At 61.2% G+C, this 17,139-nt stretch carries 16 protein-coding genes and 1 pseudogene; 9 read left to right on the forward strand and 8 right to left on the reverse strand.

The features are described 5' to 3' along the window. Window positions 1-2: 2 nt before the first annotated feature. The 8 genes from pepP (at window position 3) to gcvH (ending at window position 8,835) form a co-directional block, all read left to right on the forward strand. On the forward strand, window positions 3-1,325 hold the full coding sequence (gene pepP / locus AC4PS7_RS20845; protein ID WP_021492631.1) for a Xaa-Pro aminopeptidase: 1,323 nt from the start codon (window positions 3-5) through the stop codon (window positions 1,323-1,325). Continuing rightward, window positions 1,322-2,509 carry a 2-octaprenyl-6-methoxyphenyl hydroxylase gene (gene ubiH / locus AC4PS7_RS20850; RefSeq protein WP_010207380.1) on the forward strand — a complete coding sequence of 396 codons (1,188 nt, stop codon included), beginning with the start codon at window positions 1,322-1,324 and terminating at the stop codon, window positions 2,507-2,509. The genes pepP and ubiH overlap by 4 nt, the downstream gene beginning before the upstream one ends. Further along, window positions 2,502-2,987 (forward strand): DUF4442 domain-containing protein, encoded by a 486-nt coding sequence (locus AC4PS7_RS20855; RefSeq protein ID WP_010207379.1) that lies wholly within the window; start codon window positions 2,502-2,504, stop codon window positions 2,985-2,987. Before ubiH ends, AC4PS7_RS20855 begins: the two co-directional genes overlap by 8 nt. Window positions 2,988-2,996: 9 nt before the next feature. After that, complete coding sequence (locus AC4PS7_RS20860) at window positions 2,997-4,214, forward strand: 2-octaprenyl-3-methyl-6-methoxy-1,4-benzoquinol hydroxylase (RefSeq protein WP_175439656.1); 1,218 nt, start codon at window positions 2,997-2,999, stop codon at window positions 4,212-4,214. Window positions 4,215-4,375: 161 nt separating this feature from the next. Beyond that, window positions 4,376-5,380 (forward strand): extracellular solute-binding protein, encoded by a 1,005-nt coding sequence (locus AC4PS7_RS20865; RefSeq protein ID WP_010207376.1) that lies wholly within the window; start codon window positions 4,376-4,378, stop codon window positions 5,378-5,380. Window positions 5,381-5,543: 163 nt separating this feature from the next. Beyond that, window positions 5,544-7,160 (forward strand): ABC transporter permease, encoded by a 1,617-nt coding sequence (locus tag AC4PS7_RS20870; protein ID WP_154847765.1) that lies wholly within the window; start codon window positions 5,544-5,546, stop codon window positions 7,158-7,160. Window positions 7,161-7,315: 155 nt separating this feature from the next. Then, window positions 7,316-8,398, forward strand: coding sequence for a glycine cleavage system aminomethyltransferase GcvT (gcvT, locus tag AC4PS7_RS20875; RefSeq protein WP_492179726.1), 1,083 nt, complete (start codon window positions 7,316-7,318; stop codon window positions 8,396-8,398). Window positions 8,399-8,451: 53 nt separating this feature from the next. Continuing rightward, window positions 8,452-8,835, forward strand: coding sequence for a glycine cleavage system protein GcvH (gcvH, locus tag AC4PS7_RS20880; RefSeq protein ID WP_010207370.1), 384 nt, complete (start codon window positions 8,452-8,454; stop codon window positions 8,833-8,835). A gap of 127 nt (window positions 8,836-8,962) precedes the next feature. Here the strand turns inward: gcvH and AC4PS7_RS20885 are convergent, their stop codons facing one another. The 7 genes and pseudogenes from AC4PS7_RS20885 to AC4PS7_RS20915 form a co-directional block, all read right to left on the reverse strand. Further along, a complete protein-coding gene (locus AC4PS7_RS20885; protein ID WP_010207369.1) occupies window positions 8,963-10,105 on the reverse strand; it encodes a DegT/DnrJ/EryC1/StrS family aminotransferase in 1,143 nt (380 codons plus the stop codon). 159 nt (window positions 10,106-10,264) lie between these two features. Continuing rightward, a complete protein-coding gene (locus AC4PS7_RS20890; protein WP_010207367.1) occupies window positions 10,265-10,930 on the reverse strand; it encodes an outer membrane protein in 666 nt (221 codons plus the stop codon). Window positions 10,931-11,118: 188 nt separating this feature from the next. Next, window positions 11,119-11,433 (reverse strand): DUF2388 domain-containing protein, encoded by a 315-nt coding sequence (locus tag AC4PS7_RS20895; RefSeq protein WP_003176799.1) that lies wholly within the window; start codon window positions 11,431-11,433, stop codon window positions 11,119-11,121. 69 nt (window positions 11,434-11,502) lie between these two features. After that, entirely contained in the window at window positions 11,503-11,949 is a 447-nt protein-coding gene (locus tag AC4PS7_RS20900; protein WP_465822259.1) for an NfeD family protein, read from the reverse strand. A gap of 10 nt (window positions 11,950-11,959) precedes the next feature. Continuing rightward, a complete protein-coding gene (locus tag AC4PS7_RS20905; protein WP_010207363.1) occupies window positions 11,960-12,880 on the reverse strand; it encodes an SPFH domain-containing protein in 921 nt (306 codons plus the stop codon). Window positions 12,881-12,957: 77 nt separating this feature from the next. After that, window positions 12,958-14,637 (reverse strand): annotated as a pseudogene (locus AC4PS7_RS20910) (GspE/PulE family protein). Between the two features lie 84 nt (window positions 14,638-14,721). Beyond that, window positions 14,722-15,060 (reverse strand): ACT-like domain-containing protein, encoded by a 339-nt coding sequence (locus tag AC4PS7_RS20915; RefSeq protein ID WP_010207359.1) that lies wholly within the window; start codon window positions 15,058-15,060, stop codon window positions 14,722-14,724. A 127-nt stretch (window positions 15,061-15,187) separates the two neighbouring features. On the opposite strand from AC4PS7_RS20915, the gene AC4PS7_RS20920 reads away from it, so the two are divergent. Continuing rightward, entirely contained in the window at window positions 15,188-15,658 is a 471-nt protein-coding gene (locus tag AC4PS7_RS20920) for an Lrp/AsnC family transcriptional regulator (protein WP_010207358.1), read from the forward strand. 104 nt (window positions 15,659-15,762) lie between these two features. Here the strand turns inward: AC4PS7_RS20920 and AC4PS7_RS20925 are convergent, their stop codons facing one another. After that, window positions 15,763-17,130, reverse strand: coding sequence for a CYTH domain-containing protein (locus tag AC4PS7_RS20925; protein WP_010207357.1), 1,368 nt, complete (start codon window positions 17,128-17,130; stop codon window positions 15,763-15,765). Window positions 17,131-17,139: the final 9 nt, after the last annotated feature.

Below are 17,139 nucleotides of genomic sequence, written 5' to 3' on the forward strand. Positions count from 1 at the left end.
CCATGATCCATATCCCCCGAGCGGAATACACCCGGCGCCGCAAGGCGCTCATGGCGCAGATGGAACCCAACAGCATCGCGATCCTGCCGGCCGCTGCCGTGGCGATCCGCAACCGTGATGTCGAGCACGTGTACCGCCAGGACAGTGACTTCCAGTACCTGAGTGGCTTCCCCGAGCCGGAAGCGGTGATCGTGCTGATGCCGGGTCGCCAGCACGGCGAGTACGTGCTGTTCTGCCGTGAGCGCAATGCCGAACGCGAACTGTGGGACGGCCTGCGCGCCGGCACCGAAGGCGCGATCCGTGACTTTGGCGCGGACGACGCGTTCCCCATCACCGATATCGACGACATCCTGCCCGGCCTTATCGAAGGCCGCGACCGGGTGTATTCGGCCATGGGCAGCAACGCCGAGTTCGATCGGCACCTGATGGACTGGATCAATGTGATCCGCTCCAAAGCCCATCTGGGCGCCCAACCGCCGAACGAATTCGTTGCCCTGGATCATCTGCTCCACGACATGCGCCTGTATAAATCGGCGGCAGAAGTGAAGGTGATGCGCGAGGCCGCGCGAATCTCCTGCGCGGCCCACGTGAAGGCGATGCAGGCCAGCCGGGCCGGCTTGCATGAGTTCAGCCTGGAAGCCGAGCTGGATTATGAATTTCGCAAAGGCGGCGCGAAGATGCCAGCCTATGGCTCCATCGTCGCCGCCGGGCGCAACAGCTGCATCCTGCATTACCAGCAGAATGACGCGGTGCTCAAGGACGGCGACCTGGTGCTGATCGACGCCGGTTGTGAGATCGACTGCTACGCCAGTGACATCACCCGCACCTGGCCGGTCAATGGCAAGTTTTCGCCGGAACAGAAGGCGATCTACGAAATAGTACTGGCTTCCCAGGAAGCCGCGTTTGCCGAGATCGCTCCGGACAAGCATTGGAACCAGGCCCACGAGGCGACGGTGCAGGTCATCACCGCCGGGCTGGTGAAGCTGGGATTGTTGCAAGGTGACGTTGACGAGCTGATCGCCAACGAAGCGTATAAAGCCTTCTACATGCACCGCGCCGGCCACTGGCTGGGCATGGATGTGCATGACGTGGGCGAGTACAAAGTGGGCGGTGAATGGCGGGTGCTGGAAGTCGGCATGGCGTTGACCGTGGAGCCGGGCATCTATATTTCGCCGGACAACCAGACTGTGGCAAAGAAATGGCGTGGCATTGGCGTACGCATCGAGGACGACGTGGTAGTGACCAAGCAAGGCTGTGAAATCCTGACCGGCGGTGTGCCCAAAACCGTGGCCGACATCGAAGCGCTGATGGCGGCTGCCCGATGAGCCGGGTCAATCTGGCAATCATCGGCGGCGGCCTGGTAGGCGCCAGCCTGGCGTTGGCGTTGCAGGCCGGGGCCAAGGCGCGGGGCTGGAAGATCGTGCTGATCGAACCCTTCGCGCCGGGCGACCACTACCAGCCAAGCTACGATGCGCGCTCTTCCGCCTTGTCCTACGGCGCGCGGCAGATCTATCAGCGCCTGGGCCTGTGGCAGGACATCGCCCGTCGCGCCGAGCCGATCAAACAGATCCACGTGTCCGACCGTGGACGCTTCTCTACCGCGCGGCTGTCTGCCATGGAAGAGGGCGTGCCGGCGCTCGGTTATGTGGTGGAAAACGCTTGGCTGGGCCAATGCCTGTGGCAAGGCCTGGATAAAGACGTGGTCAGCTGGCGTTGTCCGGCGGAAGTCACGCGCATGGAGCCGCTGCCCGATGGCTACCGCCTGACGCTCAACGATGAAACCGTCCTGGAATGCGACCTCGCCGTACTGGCTGACGGTGGCCGCTCCGGCCTGCGCGAGCAATTGGGTATTGGCGTGAAAACCCGCCCGTACAACCAGAGCGCGCTGATCGCCAACATCACCCCCAGCGAATCCCATAACGGCGAAGCGTTCGAGCGTTTCACCGATGAAGGCCCGATGGCCTTGCTACCACTGCCGGACAACCGCTGCGCGCTGGTGTGGACCCGCATCGGCATGGACGCGCAACGCCTGGCCAATCTCGACGAACGCAGCTTCCTGAGTGAATTGCAGGGCGTGTTCGGCTACCGCCTGGGCACGCTGAAGCAAGTGGGCGCTCGTCATCTGTACCCGCTGACGTTGGTTGAAGCCGAGGAACAAGTGCGCTCGCACCTGGCGGTCCTTGGCAATGCCGCCCACAGCCTGCACCCGATTGCCGGACAGGGCTTCAACCTGTCCCTGCGTGATGCGAATGCGTTGGCCGATGCTTTGCTGGCCGGGCCGCAAGTGCCGGGTGACCTGGCCACCTTGCAGGGCTATCGGGACCGACAGCGCCTCGACCAGAAACTCACCGTGGGCTTCTCCGACCAGGTCACGCGCCTGTTCGGCAGCGCCCAGCCGTTGGTCGCGCTGGGTCGCAACATGGGCCTGCTGGGCCTGGATCTGTTGCCGCCGGCCAAGCGCTGGTTCGCCCGTCAGGCCATGGGCCTGGGCACGCGCCCCGATGCGTAAGTGGTTGATCGAACGCCTCGGCAAGGCGCGGTTGTTGCGTTGGATCATGACCCTGTATCCACCGTACCTGGGCGCGGGGGTCAGCGTGCGGCATATGAGCGCCGATTTTCGTCAGGTTAAAGTGCGCATGGGCCTGGGCTGGTACAACCGCAACTATGTCGGCACGCAATTCGGCGGCAGCCTGTATTCGATGGTTGATCCGTTCTACATGCTGATGCTGATGGAGAACCTGGGCCGCGACTACATCGTGTGGGACAAGGCCGCGAGCATCGACTTTGTCTCGCCGGGCAAAGGCCCGGTGTATGCCGAATTTTCCATCGACGAAGCCTTGCTGGACGAGATTCGTCGACACACCGAAGGTGGCGAGAAGTACCTGCCCCACCTCAAGGTGCAGATTCATGACGGCTCCGGCACCCTGGTGGCGCGGGTCGACAAAACCCTTTACGTGCGGCGCAAGCCGCCAGTGAGACAGGCTTAAAGCATGGACATGCGCGCAGATGTGCTGATTGTCGGGGCCGGAATGGTCGGAAGCGCCCTGGCGCTGGCGTTGCAGGGCAGTGGCCTGCAGGTGCTGCTGCTTGACGGCAGCCCGCTGAGCGTCAAGCCGTTCGACCGTGACGCGGCCTTCGAGCCACGGGTGAGCGCCTTGTCGGCCGCCAGCCAGCGCATCCTCGAGCGCCTGGGCGTGTGGGATGGCATCGTGTCTCGGCGCGCCAGTCCTTACGGCGAGATGCAGGTGTGGGACGGCAGCGGCACCGGGCAGATCCACTTCTCGGCGGCCAGCGTGCATGCCGAGGTGCTCGGGCACATCGTCGAGAACCGCGTTGTGCAGGATGCCTTGCTCGACCGCCTGCATGACTGCGACCTGGGCCTGCTGGCCAATGCACGCCTGGAACAGATGCGCCGCTCCGGCGATGACTGGTTGCTGACCCTGGCCGACGGCCGCACGTTGCGCGCGCCGCTGGTGGTGGCTGCCGATGGTGCCAACTCCGCCGTGCGCCGCCTGACCGGCACCGCGACCCGCGAATGGGACTACCTGCATAACGCCATCGTCACCAGCGTGCGCAGCAGCGAGCCGCACCAGCGCACGGCGTGGCAACGCTTTACCGACACCGGCCCGCTGGCGTTCCTGCCGCTTGTGCGGGACGGGCAGGAGGATTGGTGTTCGATCGTCTGGTCGACGACGCCGGCCGAGTCCGAGCGCTTGATGGCGCTGGATGATGAAAGCTTCTGCCGCGAACTGGAGCGGGCTTTTGAAGGTCGTCTCGGTACGGTGCTGAGCGCCGACCCGCGCGTCTGCGTGCCGTTGCGCCAGCGTCACGCCAAACGCTACGTGGCCGAAGGCCTGGCATTGATCGGCGACGCGGCCCACGTCATCCACCCATTGGCAGGGCAGGGCGTGAACCTGGGCTTTCTTGACGCCGCGACACTGGCCGAAGTGCTGCTGTCGGCGACCGAGCGCGGCGAGCGCCTGGCAGATGTGAAGGTGCTGAGCCGCTACGAACGCCGACGCATGCCGCACAATCTGGCGCTGATGGCGGCGATGGAAGGTTTCGAGCGGCTGTTCCAGGCTGACCAACTACCGCTGCGCTGGTTGCGTAATGCCGGTTTGAAGCTGGTCGACCAGATGCCCGAAGCCAAGGCCGTGTTTGTACGCCAGGCGCTGGGCCTGACCGGCGATCTCCCTGACCTGGCCAAACCCTGACATTGAAGCCCGGTCCCTGTGGGAGCGGGCTTGCCCGCGAAGAGGCCATCAGCTCCACCGCAAAATGCTGGCTATGCAACATCTGGTAACGCCTCCACCAAGCGCTACCAAATGTGAGTCCTTATCATTTGCCCTCTTTTTGCAAATGAGAGACTGCCCCCATGTTGGCACCCAAGCGCCTCCTGACTGCTCTGGCACTCACCTTGATCGGCAGCACCACCGTGCAGGCCGCCGACGAAGTGGTGGTCTACTCCTCGCGCATCGATGAACTGATCAAGCCGGTGTTCGATGCCTACACCCAGAAAACCGGCGTGCAGGTGAAGTTCATCACCGACAAGGAAGCCCCGCTGATGCAGCGTATCAAGGCCGAGGGCGAAAACGCCACCGCCGACCTGCTGCTTACCGTCGACGCCGGCAACCTCTGGCAGGCCGAGCAGATGGGCATTCTGCAACCGTTCACCTCCCCGGTGATCGACAAGAACATCCCCCTGCAATATCGCTCTTCAAAACATACCTGGACCGGCTTGAGCCTGCGCGCGCGGACCATCGCCTATTCCACCGACCGGGTAAAACCGGGCGACCTCACCACCTACGAAGCCTTGGCCGACAAGCAGTGGGAGGGCCGCCTGTGCCTGCGCACGGCGAAAAAGGTCTACAACCAGTCGCTGACCGCCACCTTGATCGAAACCCACGGTGCGGCCAAGACCGAAGAAATCGTCAAGGGCTGGGTGAACAACCTGTCCACCGACGTGTTCTCCGATGACATCGCCGTGCTGGAAGCGATCAACGCCGGGCAGTGCGACGTAGGCATCGTCAACACCTACTACTACGGCCGCCTGCACAAGCAGAAGCCGGACCTGGCGGTAAAACTGTTCTGGCCGAACCAGGGCGACCGTGGCGTGCATGTGAACCTGTCGGGCATCGGTCTGACCCAGCACGCGCCGCACCCGGAAGCCGCCAAGGCGCTGGTGGAGTGGATGACCACGCCTGAGGCGCAGAAGATCTTTGCCGACGTGAACCAGGAGTTCCCGGCCAACCCGGCCGTGGCGCCGTCGGCGGAAGTGGCGAGCTGGGGCAAGTTCGTGGCGGACACCTTGCCGGTGGAAGTGGCGGGCAAGCGCCAGGCCGAGGCGATCCGGTTGATGGATCGAGCTGGCTGGAACTAAGCTCGGCCTCAACTGCACCGCCGATCAAATGTGGGAGCTGGCTTGCCTGCGATAGCATCACCTGGGTATCACTGATACACCGAGGTGCCTGCATCGCAGGCAAGCCAGCTCCCACATGGGTTAGCGGTGACTTCAAAATCTTCATTTGCCTGAGAGCTTTTCCTTGGCCCACCCCGCCCAACGCCGCTGGTACCTGCCGGTCTTCACCGTTGCCGCCCTGGTGCTGCTGCCGCTGAGCGTACTGCTGCTGTCCTGGCAAAGTATCGACGCACAAATCTGGTCGCACCTCTGGGAAACCCAGATGCCGCGCCTGCTGGGCAACACACTGACCCTGGTGTCGGGAGTCGGTGTCGGCGTAACCGTGCTGGGTGTCAGCCTGGCGTGGCTGACCAGCCTCTGCGAATTCCCCGGCCGGCGCTGGCTTGACTGGGCGTTGATGCTGCCCTTCGCCATCCCTGCGTATGTTCTGGCGTTCGTGTTTGTGGGGCTGCTGGACTTCTCCGGGCCTGTGCAAACCCTGCTGCGCGAATGGTTCGGCACCGGGCTGCGCCTGCCACGGGTGCGCTCCACCGGCGGTGTGATCATCGTCCTGGTGCTGGTGTTCTACCCCTACGTCTACCTGCTGGCGCGCACTGCATTCCTGGCCCAGGGCAAAGGCTTGATGGAGGCTGCACGGGTGCTGGGGCAATCGCCATGGCGAGCGTTCTGGCACGTGGCCTTGCCTATGGCGCGGCCGGCGATTGGCGCCGGGGTTGCGCTGGCGTTGATGGAGACCCTGGCGGATTTCGGTGCGGTTTCGGTGTTCAACTTCGACACGTTCACCACCGCCATCTACAAGACGTGGTACGGCTTTTTCAGCCTTTCCAGCGCTGCCCAGTTGGCCAGCCTGTTGCTGTTGGTGGTGATGCTGGTGCTGTATGGCGAGCGTCGCGCTCGGGGTGCCAGCCGACCGAGCAACGAGCGACCACGGGGCAAGGCGCTGTACCGTCTGCGGGGGGTCAAGGCGGCGGCGGCCAGTGGCTGGTGCGGGCTGGTGTTCGCCTGTGCGTTTGTCATCCCGATGCTGCAACTGGTCGTCTGGTTCTGGCAGCGTGGTCGCTTCGATCTGGATGAGCGTTATTCGGGCCTGATCATCCACACCCTTTACCTGGGCGGGATCGCCGCCTTGATCACGGTCAGCGTGGCGCTGGTGCTGGCCTTTGCCAACCGGCTGGCGCCAACGCGGGCGATCCGCTCCGGCATCAGTCTGGCCAATGTCGGTTATGCCTTGCCGGGTTCGGTGCTGGCGGTATCGATCATGTTGGCGTTCAGCTATCTGGACCGTGAACTGGTGGTGCCGTTGTCCGGCTGGTTCGGCGGCGCGGGCAAGCCATTGCTGTTGGGCAGCCTGTCGGCACTGGTGCTGGCGTATCTGGTGCGATTCCTGGCGGTGGCCTATGGACCCTTGGAAAACAGCCTGGCGCGCATCCGGCCCTCCTTGCCGGAAGCCGCGCGCAGTCTTGGCGTATGCGGTCCACGACTGTTTTGCAAAGTGTATCTGCCGTTGCTGCTGCCGGGGACCTTGAGCGCAGCGCTGCTGGTCTTTGTCGATGTGCTCAAGGAAATGCCCGCGACCCTGCTGATGCGCCCGTTCGGCTGGGACACCCTGGCCGTGCGGATCTTTGAAATGACCAGTGAAGGCGAATGGGCGCGGGCTTCTTTGCCCGCGTTGACACTGGTGCTGGTAGGCCTGTTGCCGGTGATCGGGCTGATTCGGCGCTCTGCCCGCCAAATCGGTTAGGTGCCAGTCCTACAGCTTGCGGCTACAATGCGCGGCATTCGGTGCGCTTCGTCTTTCGGAGCGGGTCGCTGAACGTGCTGCAGACCTTGTAATTCAAGGTGTTCGGCACGAACAGTAGCTCCGCGCACCTTCGCCACGCCCGGAAGGAGAAACCCATGGGACAGCGTACGCCTCTGTATGACCTGCATCTCGCCCTTGGCGCGAAAATGGTCGATTTTGGCGGTTGGGATATGCCTCTGCACTACGGCTCGCAAGTTGAAGAACACCATCAGGTGCGACGCGACTGCGGGGTGTTCGATGTATCTCATATGACCGTGATCGATATCACCGGCCCCCAGGCCAAGGAATGGCTCCAGTACCTGCTGGCCAATGATGTCGAACGTCTGCACGACTGCGGTCGTGCGTTGTACAGCGCCATGCTTAACGAAAAGGGCGGCGTGGTGGATGACATGATTGTCTACCGCACCGAGTCCGCTTATCGCCTGGTGGTCAATGCCTCCACGCGCGACCAGGACATGACGTGGATGCACGCGCAGCTGGGCAATTACCAGGTGCAGCTGCATGAACGCCCTGAGCTGGCCATGCTCGCTATCCAAGGCCCTCACGCCCGGCAGAAGATTGCCGAGCTGGTTACCCAGTCTCGCAGCACGCTGATTCACCAGCTCAAGCCCTTCGAAGGCCAGGCCGATGGCGATTGGTTTATCGCGCGCACGGGTTACACCGGTGAAGACGGCCTGGAGATTGTCCTGCCGGCCGATCAGGCACCGGGCTTTTTCAACGACCTGGTAGGTGCCGGTATTTCACCCATCGGCCTTGGCGCCCGCGATACCCTGCGCCTGGAAGCAGGCATGAACCTCTACGGTCAGGACATTCACCAGGATATTTCGCCCCTGGCGTCGAACATGGCCTGGAGCATTGCCTGGGAGCCCGCCGAGCGTAACTTCATTGGTCGTGCTGCGCTGGAAGCGGAAAAAGCGACGGGTGTCCAGTTCAAACTGGTCGGCCTGGTACTGGAAGAGCGCGGGGTTTTACGTGCTCATCAGGTGGTTCGTATCGCCAATATTGGCGAAGGGGAGATCACCAGTGGTAGTTTCTCTCCTACGCTGAGCAAATCCATTGCCCTGGCGCGTGTACCGACGGCCACTGCCGATCGGGCCGAAGTGGAAATCCGCGGCAAGTGGTACCCGGTTCGAGTGGTCAAACCGACCTTCGTGCGCCATGGCAAAACCTTGATCTAACCTATTTTCGGCAGGCCAATGGCCGCTGACATTACCTCTTGAGGACACAGATTATGAGCGATATCCCTGCCGACCTGCGTTTCGCCGAAAGCCACGAATGGGCACGCCTGGAAGCCGACGGCACCGTGACCGTCGGTATTTCCGACCATGCACAGGAAGCGTTGGGTGATGTGGTGTTCGTTGAGCTGACCGAAGTCGGCAGCGTGTTTGACGCGGCGGCCCAGGCGGGTGTGGTGGAGTCGGTGAAGGCCGCTTCGGATATCTACTCGCCGGTAGCTGGCGAAGTGATCGCGGTGAACGAGGCCTTGAGCGACGAGCCAGAGCTGTTGAACTCCGACCCGTACGGCGCGTGGATCTTCAAGCTCAAGCCAAACGACCCGGCTGATCTGGAAAAACTGCTGGATGCTGCTGGCTACAAAGCCGCCATCGGCGAGTAAACGCCAATAGCTGGACCGGCTCAAAACAATGTGGGAGCTGGCTAACCTGCGATGCGGGCACCTCGGTGTATCAGTGATACCCAGGTGATGCACTCGCAGGCTAGCCAGCTCCCACAGCTGATTATGGCTAGCCGGCTTTCAGGACCGCCTTCACTGCTGCCACCGACCGCTCCACATCCGCTTCTGTCATTGCTGTGAACATCGGCAACGACACGATCAAACGACCTACCTTTTCTGCCACCGGGAACATACCTTCCTTGAACCCCTGCGCGCGATAAAGGCTCAGCAGGTGGATCGGTGGGTAGTGATAGCCAATGCCGACGCCGTGGGCCTGCATCTGCTCCATGAAGGTGGCGCGGGCCGGCAGACCGTCCTGGCGTTCCGGCAGCACCAGTTGGAACAGGTGCCAGTTGCTGTTTTCGAAGTCGGCCGGTGGCAGTTGTGCGCCGTATTGCTCTTCAAAATCACTGCCAAAGCATTTGAAATAATGCCGCGCCAGATTCTGACGATGCGTGGTGATCTGCTCGATATGGGCAAACTGCCCCAGGCCAATGGCGGCGGCGATGTCGGTCATATTGAATTTGCCGCCCAGCACATCCACATCCAAACCGTCGAAGCCGGTGCGGGTAACGCCCTGCAGACGATATTTTTCCGCCAGCCGCGCTTCCTCGGCGTTGTTCAAGACCAGGCAACCGCCCTCGGAAGACGTGATGTTCTTGTTGGCCTGGAAGCTGAAAGACACGAAATCACCGGTGGCGCCGATACGCTCGCCATCCCAGCTGGAACCCAGCGCCTGAGCAGCATCCTCGACGATGCGCAGGTTGTACTTGTTTGCCAGCGCATACAGCATCGGCATGTCCAGGGGCAGGCCGGCCAGGTAAACCGGGATGATCGCCTTGGTGCGCGGGGTAATCGCGGCCTCCACTTGGGCCAGGTCGATGTTGCGGGTGACCGGGTCGATATCGGCAAACACCGGCGTGGCGCCCACTTCCAGGATCACGTTGGCCGTGGCAACCCAGGAGATCGGCGTGGTAATCACTTCATCGCCCGGCCCAATCCCGGCAATGCGCAAGGCAATCTCCATGGTGCACGTCCCGGAGTTGAAGGTGCGCACCGGCCGGCCGCCAAAGTATTCCGACAACTGAGCCTCGAACGCCTGCACTTTCGGCCCACTGGTGATCCAGCCTGAGCGCAGTACATCGCCGACCGCCGAGATGGTGGCTTCATCGATGGTGGGTTTGGAGAACGGCAGGAAGGGCTGTTGGCTCATGACGACGAAGGCATCCGTTTCAGAGTGGCGTTGAGTGGGCGAGGTAGCAGTACCGGCATGGTTGCACGGCTTGACTGAATATAGCCTGTCGCCTGTGAATGAATCGTCGTCGGTTGGGCAAAAAAATGCCGCTTCAAAAGCGGCATTCTCTAATGGGACTCAGAAGGTGTACCGCGCTTCCAGGAACACGTTCTGCTCTTTGAGCTTGCCTTTGAGTTGTTCATCACGAGCGTTCACACGGTTTGCGAAGGTGTTGTAGCCGGTTTCCACGTCACCCATGGCGATGTAACGATAGCCCGCTCCCAGACTCAGTTGCTGGCTAACCTTCGCTTCCAGACCCATGCCTACGCTATAGGCGAGGTTGTGTTGGCGGTTGTTGGCGAAACGGCGGCTTTCATTGGTTTGATAGCCTTCGGCTTCAATGCGTGCGACGCCGACACCTGCCATACCGTAAAACGACAACCACTGGTTGATAGGGATATCTTTATAGCCGTTGAGCATCAAGCGTTGGCTCTGGACCTGCAAACTGTTGACGTTGGCATTAAAGGGGGCCCAGTAGGATTTGAATGTCGAGTTGTTCGGCAGCGTGTATTCCCCTTCCAGTCGCCAGCCATTGTCAAAGCTATAGCCAGCGGCGAAAGAGGCCACGAATGACTTGCTGCTGTCCGGGGCGTCCACCCGTTCAGTCACGCGAGGGCTGGTGAGCAACGAACTGGAGAGGTTCTGGCGGGCATTGTTGAATTTGGCTGATCCGTACCAGCTTTCTGCCTGGGCGTAGGCGGTAGCAAATGCAGAGAGCAGCAGAGCGTAGGCAATCTTGTGCATGGGCAGTGATTCGCTTTATTCAAAAAGGAACCCTTAGCTTGTTGCCCGGCAGGAAGAGGCTCCACAGGACTTGTCCGTATTCAGCTGTGAAAGCAGGAACATTTATGTAGTGCTCAGGTGCGATGACCGTAGGAGCTGAAGACAAAAAAATGCCGCTGTTTAAAGCGGCATTTTTTATCGAACCCGAGTTATTCGGTAACTGCGTTTTTCGCGAGAATGGCGTTGGCCAGTTCCATATCCGTGGCTTGCAGGCCAGGGTTGTCGGCGCGGACTTTCTGCATGGCCGCTTCCAGGTACGGGCCGCGGATGCCGCCGTCGCTGGCAACAAAGCTGCCTGCGTCATCCTGGGCGGCGACCACCAGCTTGTGGTCCTTGAAGGTCAGGTACGTCGAGCCAGTGGTGGCGCCCGACGAGATGACATTGCGCCAGAAACTGTCGGCCATGGCTGAACCGACAGGGAGGGAAAGCACAGCGAGGGTTGCGACAGCATATTTGAGACGCATGATGGGTGACTCCGGGTGGGTTATCTGTACATTATGATTGTAGTTATCCCGACCGAGTTCCCTCACTGACTAAACAGTTTCAACCCTTAACACCACGCCTTCTTGGCCAATCACCCGGACTTGAGCACCTGCAGCGCTGTCCGGGCCGGTGACCATCCATACGCCGTCACCGACCTTTATCTTGCCTCGCCCATCCACAATTGCCTGATGCACCACGAAGGTGTGGCCGATCAGCTCCGAGCCACGCTCGTTCAGTCCCGGCTGGTCGCTGGCCTTGGCACTGCTGCGCTGGCGCCTCCACCAATACACCGCGGTCAGGATCGACAACACGGCAAACAGTAGGAGTTGCCACTCCAGCCCCAAGGGTGGCACCAGGAACTTGATCACACCCACGGCCGCCGCCGCGATGCCCATCCACAGCAGGTAACCACCGGCACCGAATACCTCAAGGATCAACAGCACCGTACCCAGTGCCAGCCAATCCCAAAACGACAGATGCTGCAGGAAATCCCACATGGCGCTGGCCTCAGCCTTTCTTGTTGTCGAACGTTGCCTTGACGATCTCGCCGATACCACCGACTGCACCGATCACCTGGCTGGCTTCCAGCGGCATCAGGATGACCTTGCTGTTGTTGGCCGATGCCAGCTTGCCCAGTGCATCAATGTATTTTTGCGCGACGAAGTAGTTCACCGCTTGCACATTGCCCGACGCGATCGCTTCCGACACGACTTGCGTCGCGCGGGCTTCTGCTTCGGCCTGACGTTCGCGGGCTTCAGACTCCAGGAACGCCGCCTGCCGGCTACCTTCGGCCTCAAGGATCTGCGCCTGTTTCTTGCCTTCGGCGGTCAGGATTGCCGATGCTCGCAGCCCTTCCGCTTCAAGGATCTGTGCACGCTTGATTCGCTCGGCTTTCATCTGGCCCGACATGGCGGCCATCAGGTCGGCGGGCGGGCTGATGTCCTTGATCTCGATACGGGTGATCTTGATGCCCCACGGCGCGGTGGCTTCGTCTACGGTCTTCAGCAGTTTTTCGTTGATGCCATCACGCTGGCTGAGCATGGCATCCAGCTCCATGGACCCGAGTACGGTACGGATGTTGGTTTGCAGCAGGTTGCGGATGGCGTGTTCGAGGTTGTTGACCTCGTACGCGGCCTGGGCGGTGTTGACCACCTGGAAGAAACACACGGCGTCGATCTGCACAGTGGCGTTGTCGGCGGTGATGACTTCCTGGGGTGGGATATCCAGCACGCTTTCCATCACGTTGATCTTGCGACCAATGCGGTCCATGACCGGGATGATGATGTTCAGGCCAGGTTTGAGGGTGTTGGTGTAGCGGCCGAAACGCTCGACCGTCCACTGGTACCCCTGTGGGACCACCTTGAAACCCATGAATAGGATGGCAATGGCCAATCCTACGAAAAGAAGCAGTACGGTTCCGATCTGCATAGCGATTCCCTATCTGAATGTTTCAGTGAAACGACGTTGAGCCGATTGTAACGGTGTTGTCACCGATAAGAACGGTTTCACTGCTTATCAAACAAAGGATTTGTTACCGAATCCCCAGGTGTTACTCGTAATACTTCTGCCATCGTGGTCAGCCCCGCCTCGACCTTTTTCACGCCGGCCATGCGCAGGCTGCACATACCTTGGGCAATCGCTTTCTCGCGCAGGGCGTGTAGATCGGCGCCGGGTGTGATCAGGGTTTTGAGTGCTTCATTCAGCACCATGATTTCGTAAACACCGGCTCGCCCCCGATAACCGCTCTGTCGACACTCCCCGCATCCGACCGCTTCATGGGCGTCACCCAGCGTCCGCTTGCAATGAGGGCACAACACCCGCACCAGCCGCTGCGCCATCACCCCCAGCAAGGTGGCCTTGATCAAATAATGAGCAATGCCCAGTTCCTGCAAACGGCTGATGGCGCTGGGGGCGTCGTTGGTATGCAGGGTCGACAGCACCAGATGCCCAGTCAACGCGGCCTGGATCGCCATTTCGGCGGTCTCTTGGTCGCGGATCTCGCCAATCATGATGATGTCCGGGTCCTGGCGCAGCAGGGCGCGGATGCCGCTGGCGAAGGTCAGGTCGATGTTGTGCTGCACCTGCATTTGGTTGAACGTGGGCTCGACCATCTCGATCGGGTCTTCCACGGTGCACAGGTTGACCTCCCGGGTCGCCAGTTGCCTGAGTGTGGTGTAGAGCGTGCTGGTCTTGCCCGAACCGGTCGGGCCGGTCACCAGGATGATGCCGTGAGTCTGGCGCGTCATGGATTGCCAGCGTCGCTGGTCATCCGCCGACAGGCCAAGCTGGTCAAAGCCCTTGAGCAACACCTGCGGGTCGAAAATCCGCAGCACCAACTTCTCGCCAAATGCCGTGGGCAAGGTGGAAAGGCGTAGCTCAACCTCAGCGCCCGTCGGGCTTTTGGTTTTGACCCGGCCGTCCTAGGGCCTGCGTTTTTCTGCCACGTTCATGCGGCCCAGGCTTTTCAGGCGGCTGACTACCGCCATCGTTACCTGGGGCGGAAACTGGTAGACATCATGCAGCAGCCCGTCGATACGAAAGCGCACACGCCCCTGTTCACGGCACGGTTCAATGTGGATATCACTGGCGCGCTGGGCGAAAGCGTACTGCAGCAGCCAGTCGACGATATTGACGATGTGTGCGTCATTGGCATCCGGTTCCTGTTCGCGGGCGCCGAGGTTGAGCAGATCGACGTTGCCAGGTGCCACCACCTTTTGATCGGCACCGCTGACGGACTTCGCCAGCCGGTAGAACTCACCGATACAGCGCGTAATGTCCTGGGGATTGGCGACCACGCGTTTGATCGAACGCTTGAGCACCTGCGAAAGCCCGGCTTCCCAACTGGTGACATGGGGCTGGGCGCTGGCGACGGTGACGGTTTGGGCATCCACCGCCACCGCGAGGATGGCGTGGCGTTGGGCGAACGCGTGGGACATCAGTGGCACTACCGTCGCCACGTCGATTTTCAATGGGTCGATGCGCAGATAAGGTTGCCCGGCCCGTTGGGCGAGCCATTCGGTCAGGGTTTCCAGGCACAGGCCTTGGGCTGCGATGCTCTCCAATGGGTGCAGGGTGTTGCTGGCCGGCAGCGCCGACAAGCGTTGGGCGATTTCTGGCGTGATCAGCCGCCCTTCGACCAAAGCCGGCAACAGTTGATGCAGTTCCAATCGTTGATCAACCGGCATGAAGGTTTTCCTGGGTGGCTGAGGGCGTAAGTCCCAGGCTAGCCAGCCGCTGAATATCTTCCTCCCAGTGTGTATTGCAGGCTTTTACTGGGCGACCGCCACCACCGCTTGAGGCCCTACGGAATCAGCCGACCACATATCCAGAGTGCACACGCTGATCAGGTTTCGAATCTTTTCACCGATCACCTGGGCCCGGTGCCAGCTCAGGCCGTCCATCACGATGTCGATGTTCAGCAGGTCCTCTTCGCGGTTCACCATGACCTGTCGCGGCGTGAGGAATTGCAGGGCGAAATAGTTGAGGACCCGGCACAACAGGTCGGGCTCCGCCTCGGCGACGATTCGGTAATGCGCCTGGCAATGAACGCTGTTGACGGCCCACGCGTCGACGCGGGTAACGGGGTAGTTGGTTTCGACGGCGTGCATGGGAAAGCTCCAGATTCGACTGGAGAAATTTTTACATTCGCCAGCGGAGATTTCTTATCTAAGATGAGCCTGTTTTAGGAATGATCGAATTGATCAATTCAAGATAGGCACCATTGAAGGTATTTATATGCACAGCGAGTTGGACGCTTACGACCGCCGTATCCTGGCCTTGCTGCAAGAGGACGCCTCGCTGTCCAGCGCACAGATCGCCGAACAGGTGGGCCTTTCTCAGTCACCTTGCTGGCGGCGTATTCAACGTCTCAAGGAAGAGGGCGTGATTCGCGGCCAGGTGACTTTGCTGGATCGCAAGAAGATCGGCCTCAATACGCAGATCTTCGCCGAGGTCAAACTCAACGCCCACGGGCGCTCCAACTTCACCGAGTTCACCGACGCGATTCGCGGGTTTCCGGAAGTGCTGGAGTGTTATGTGCTGATGGGGGCGGTGGATTTTCTGCTGCGCATCGTTACCTCGGACATTGAGGCCTATGAGCGGTTTTTCTTCGAGAAGTTGTCGATGGTGCCGGGGATTCAGGAGGTCAATTCGATTGTGGCGTTGTCGGAGATCAAGTCCACCACCAGCCTGCCAGTGTTGCGCTGACAGGGCCGGCCTCATCGCGGGCAAGTCCACAGTGGATTGAGTTCACAGCTACCTGTCTGTGAACACAATCAGCGTGGGAGCCGGGCTTGCCCGCGATGACATCGTTACAGACGCAACAAAGTCTTCCAGGCCCGGTTCTGATACACCGCAATCGCCTGATGCATCCGCGCATCCAGCGACTCATCGGTGATCGGCTGGTTGGCCAGTTGGGCCAACTTGTTCAGCTCACCGTACAAACGGTCCAGCTCCGGAATGTCCACCACCTGACGCGCATGGTGCAGCCAGGCCTGGATGCGTTCGATACGCGGCAGTTGCTCGGCCAGGTCTTCCGGCTGTTGCTGGTAGCGCGGCAGTTGCAGGGCGACGGCGTCCTCGGCGAGCAGGCGCGGCAGCCAGTTGGTGAGTTGCGCAGCGCCCTGGCGGTTGCCACGCACGTTGCGGTCGGCAGTCCAGGTACGGGCGAGCAGCCAGCGCGAGGCGTTCAGGGAAAACAGGCCCCAGCGCACGTCTTCCAGTTCTTCGGTGAACTGTTCCGGCGCGGCTTTGCGGATGTCTTCGTCGTCGTCACCGGCTTGAACCAGTGGGCGCCAGTCTTCCAGCAGGGCATCCAGTGCGCTGCGCAGTTCGCTGGTGGATTGACGCGGTGCGGCCTGGCCGAGGCTGCCGACCAGGGCGCGCAGTTCGCCGAGGTTGTCGACCCAGTCTTGCAGCAGGCGCCAGTGGCCATTGAAGCGGTACTGCTCGGCCAGGCGCTGGCTGCTGCCCAGCAGGTGCCACATGATCGCGGCGAAGGCGTCGTCCAATGGCATTTCGGCGTGCAGCTGTGGCGCCGGCAGGCTCAGGGAATAGCTGCTGGCGTCGTACAGGCGGTAGCCGCGCTCGGCCTTGCTGATATCGCATGGCATCAGTGCCAGGGTGGCGGCCAGTTCGGCGGCCAGCTCCAGCAATGCAGCCGGTTCGCCTTCGCGCAGTTCCAGCTCCAGCTCACAGATCTCTTCTTTCTGCTTGCCGACGACCACGTGGCCCAGGTCCAGGGCGGCTTCGATGACTACCTTGGCCTTGCCGCGGCCCCAGGCGATTTCGGCGCGTTCGCGCACGAAGTCGGTGGTGAAGATCGGCTTGAGGGTCTTTTTGTCCAACTCGGCCAATTGCTCGGGCCAGCATTCGCCGTCGAGTTTTTTCACGTCGAGCTTGGCTTTGGGCAGGTCCCAGTTGTATTCGTTGCGTTCCGACAAGCCGGCGACGCTTTGGCCGCGGGTCTTGAGGGTCTGGATGATGTCGTCACCGTCCTTGCGCAGGCGCAGGGCGACTTTGGCCTGGGCCAGGTCGCGCTCGGGGGTGTCGAAATACTGGTTCATCAACTCACGGCGTTCCCAGCCACTTTTGTTGCGTTTTTTCAGGAGCGGGTGCTCACGCAGCGCCGCGAGGGTCTCGCGGCTGACGCGGAGTTTGATTTCAGTTTCTTTTTGCATGGCCGGTAC

This window comes from Pseudomonas sp. DW-iso3 (genome assembly GCF_058725305.1).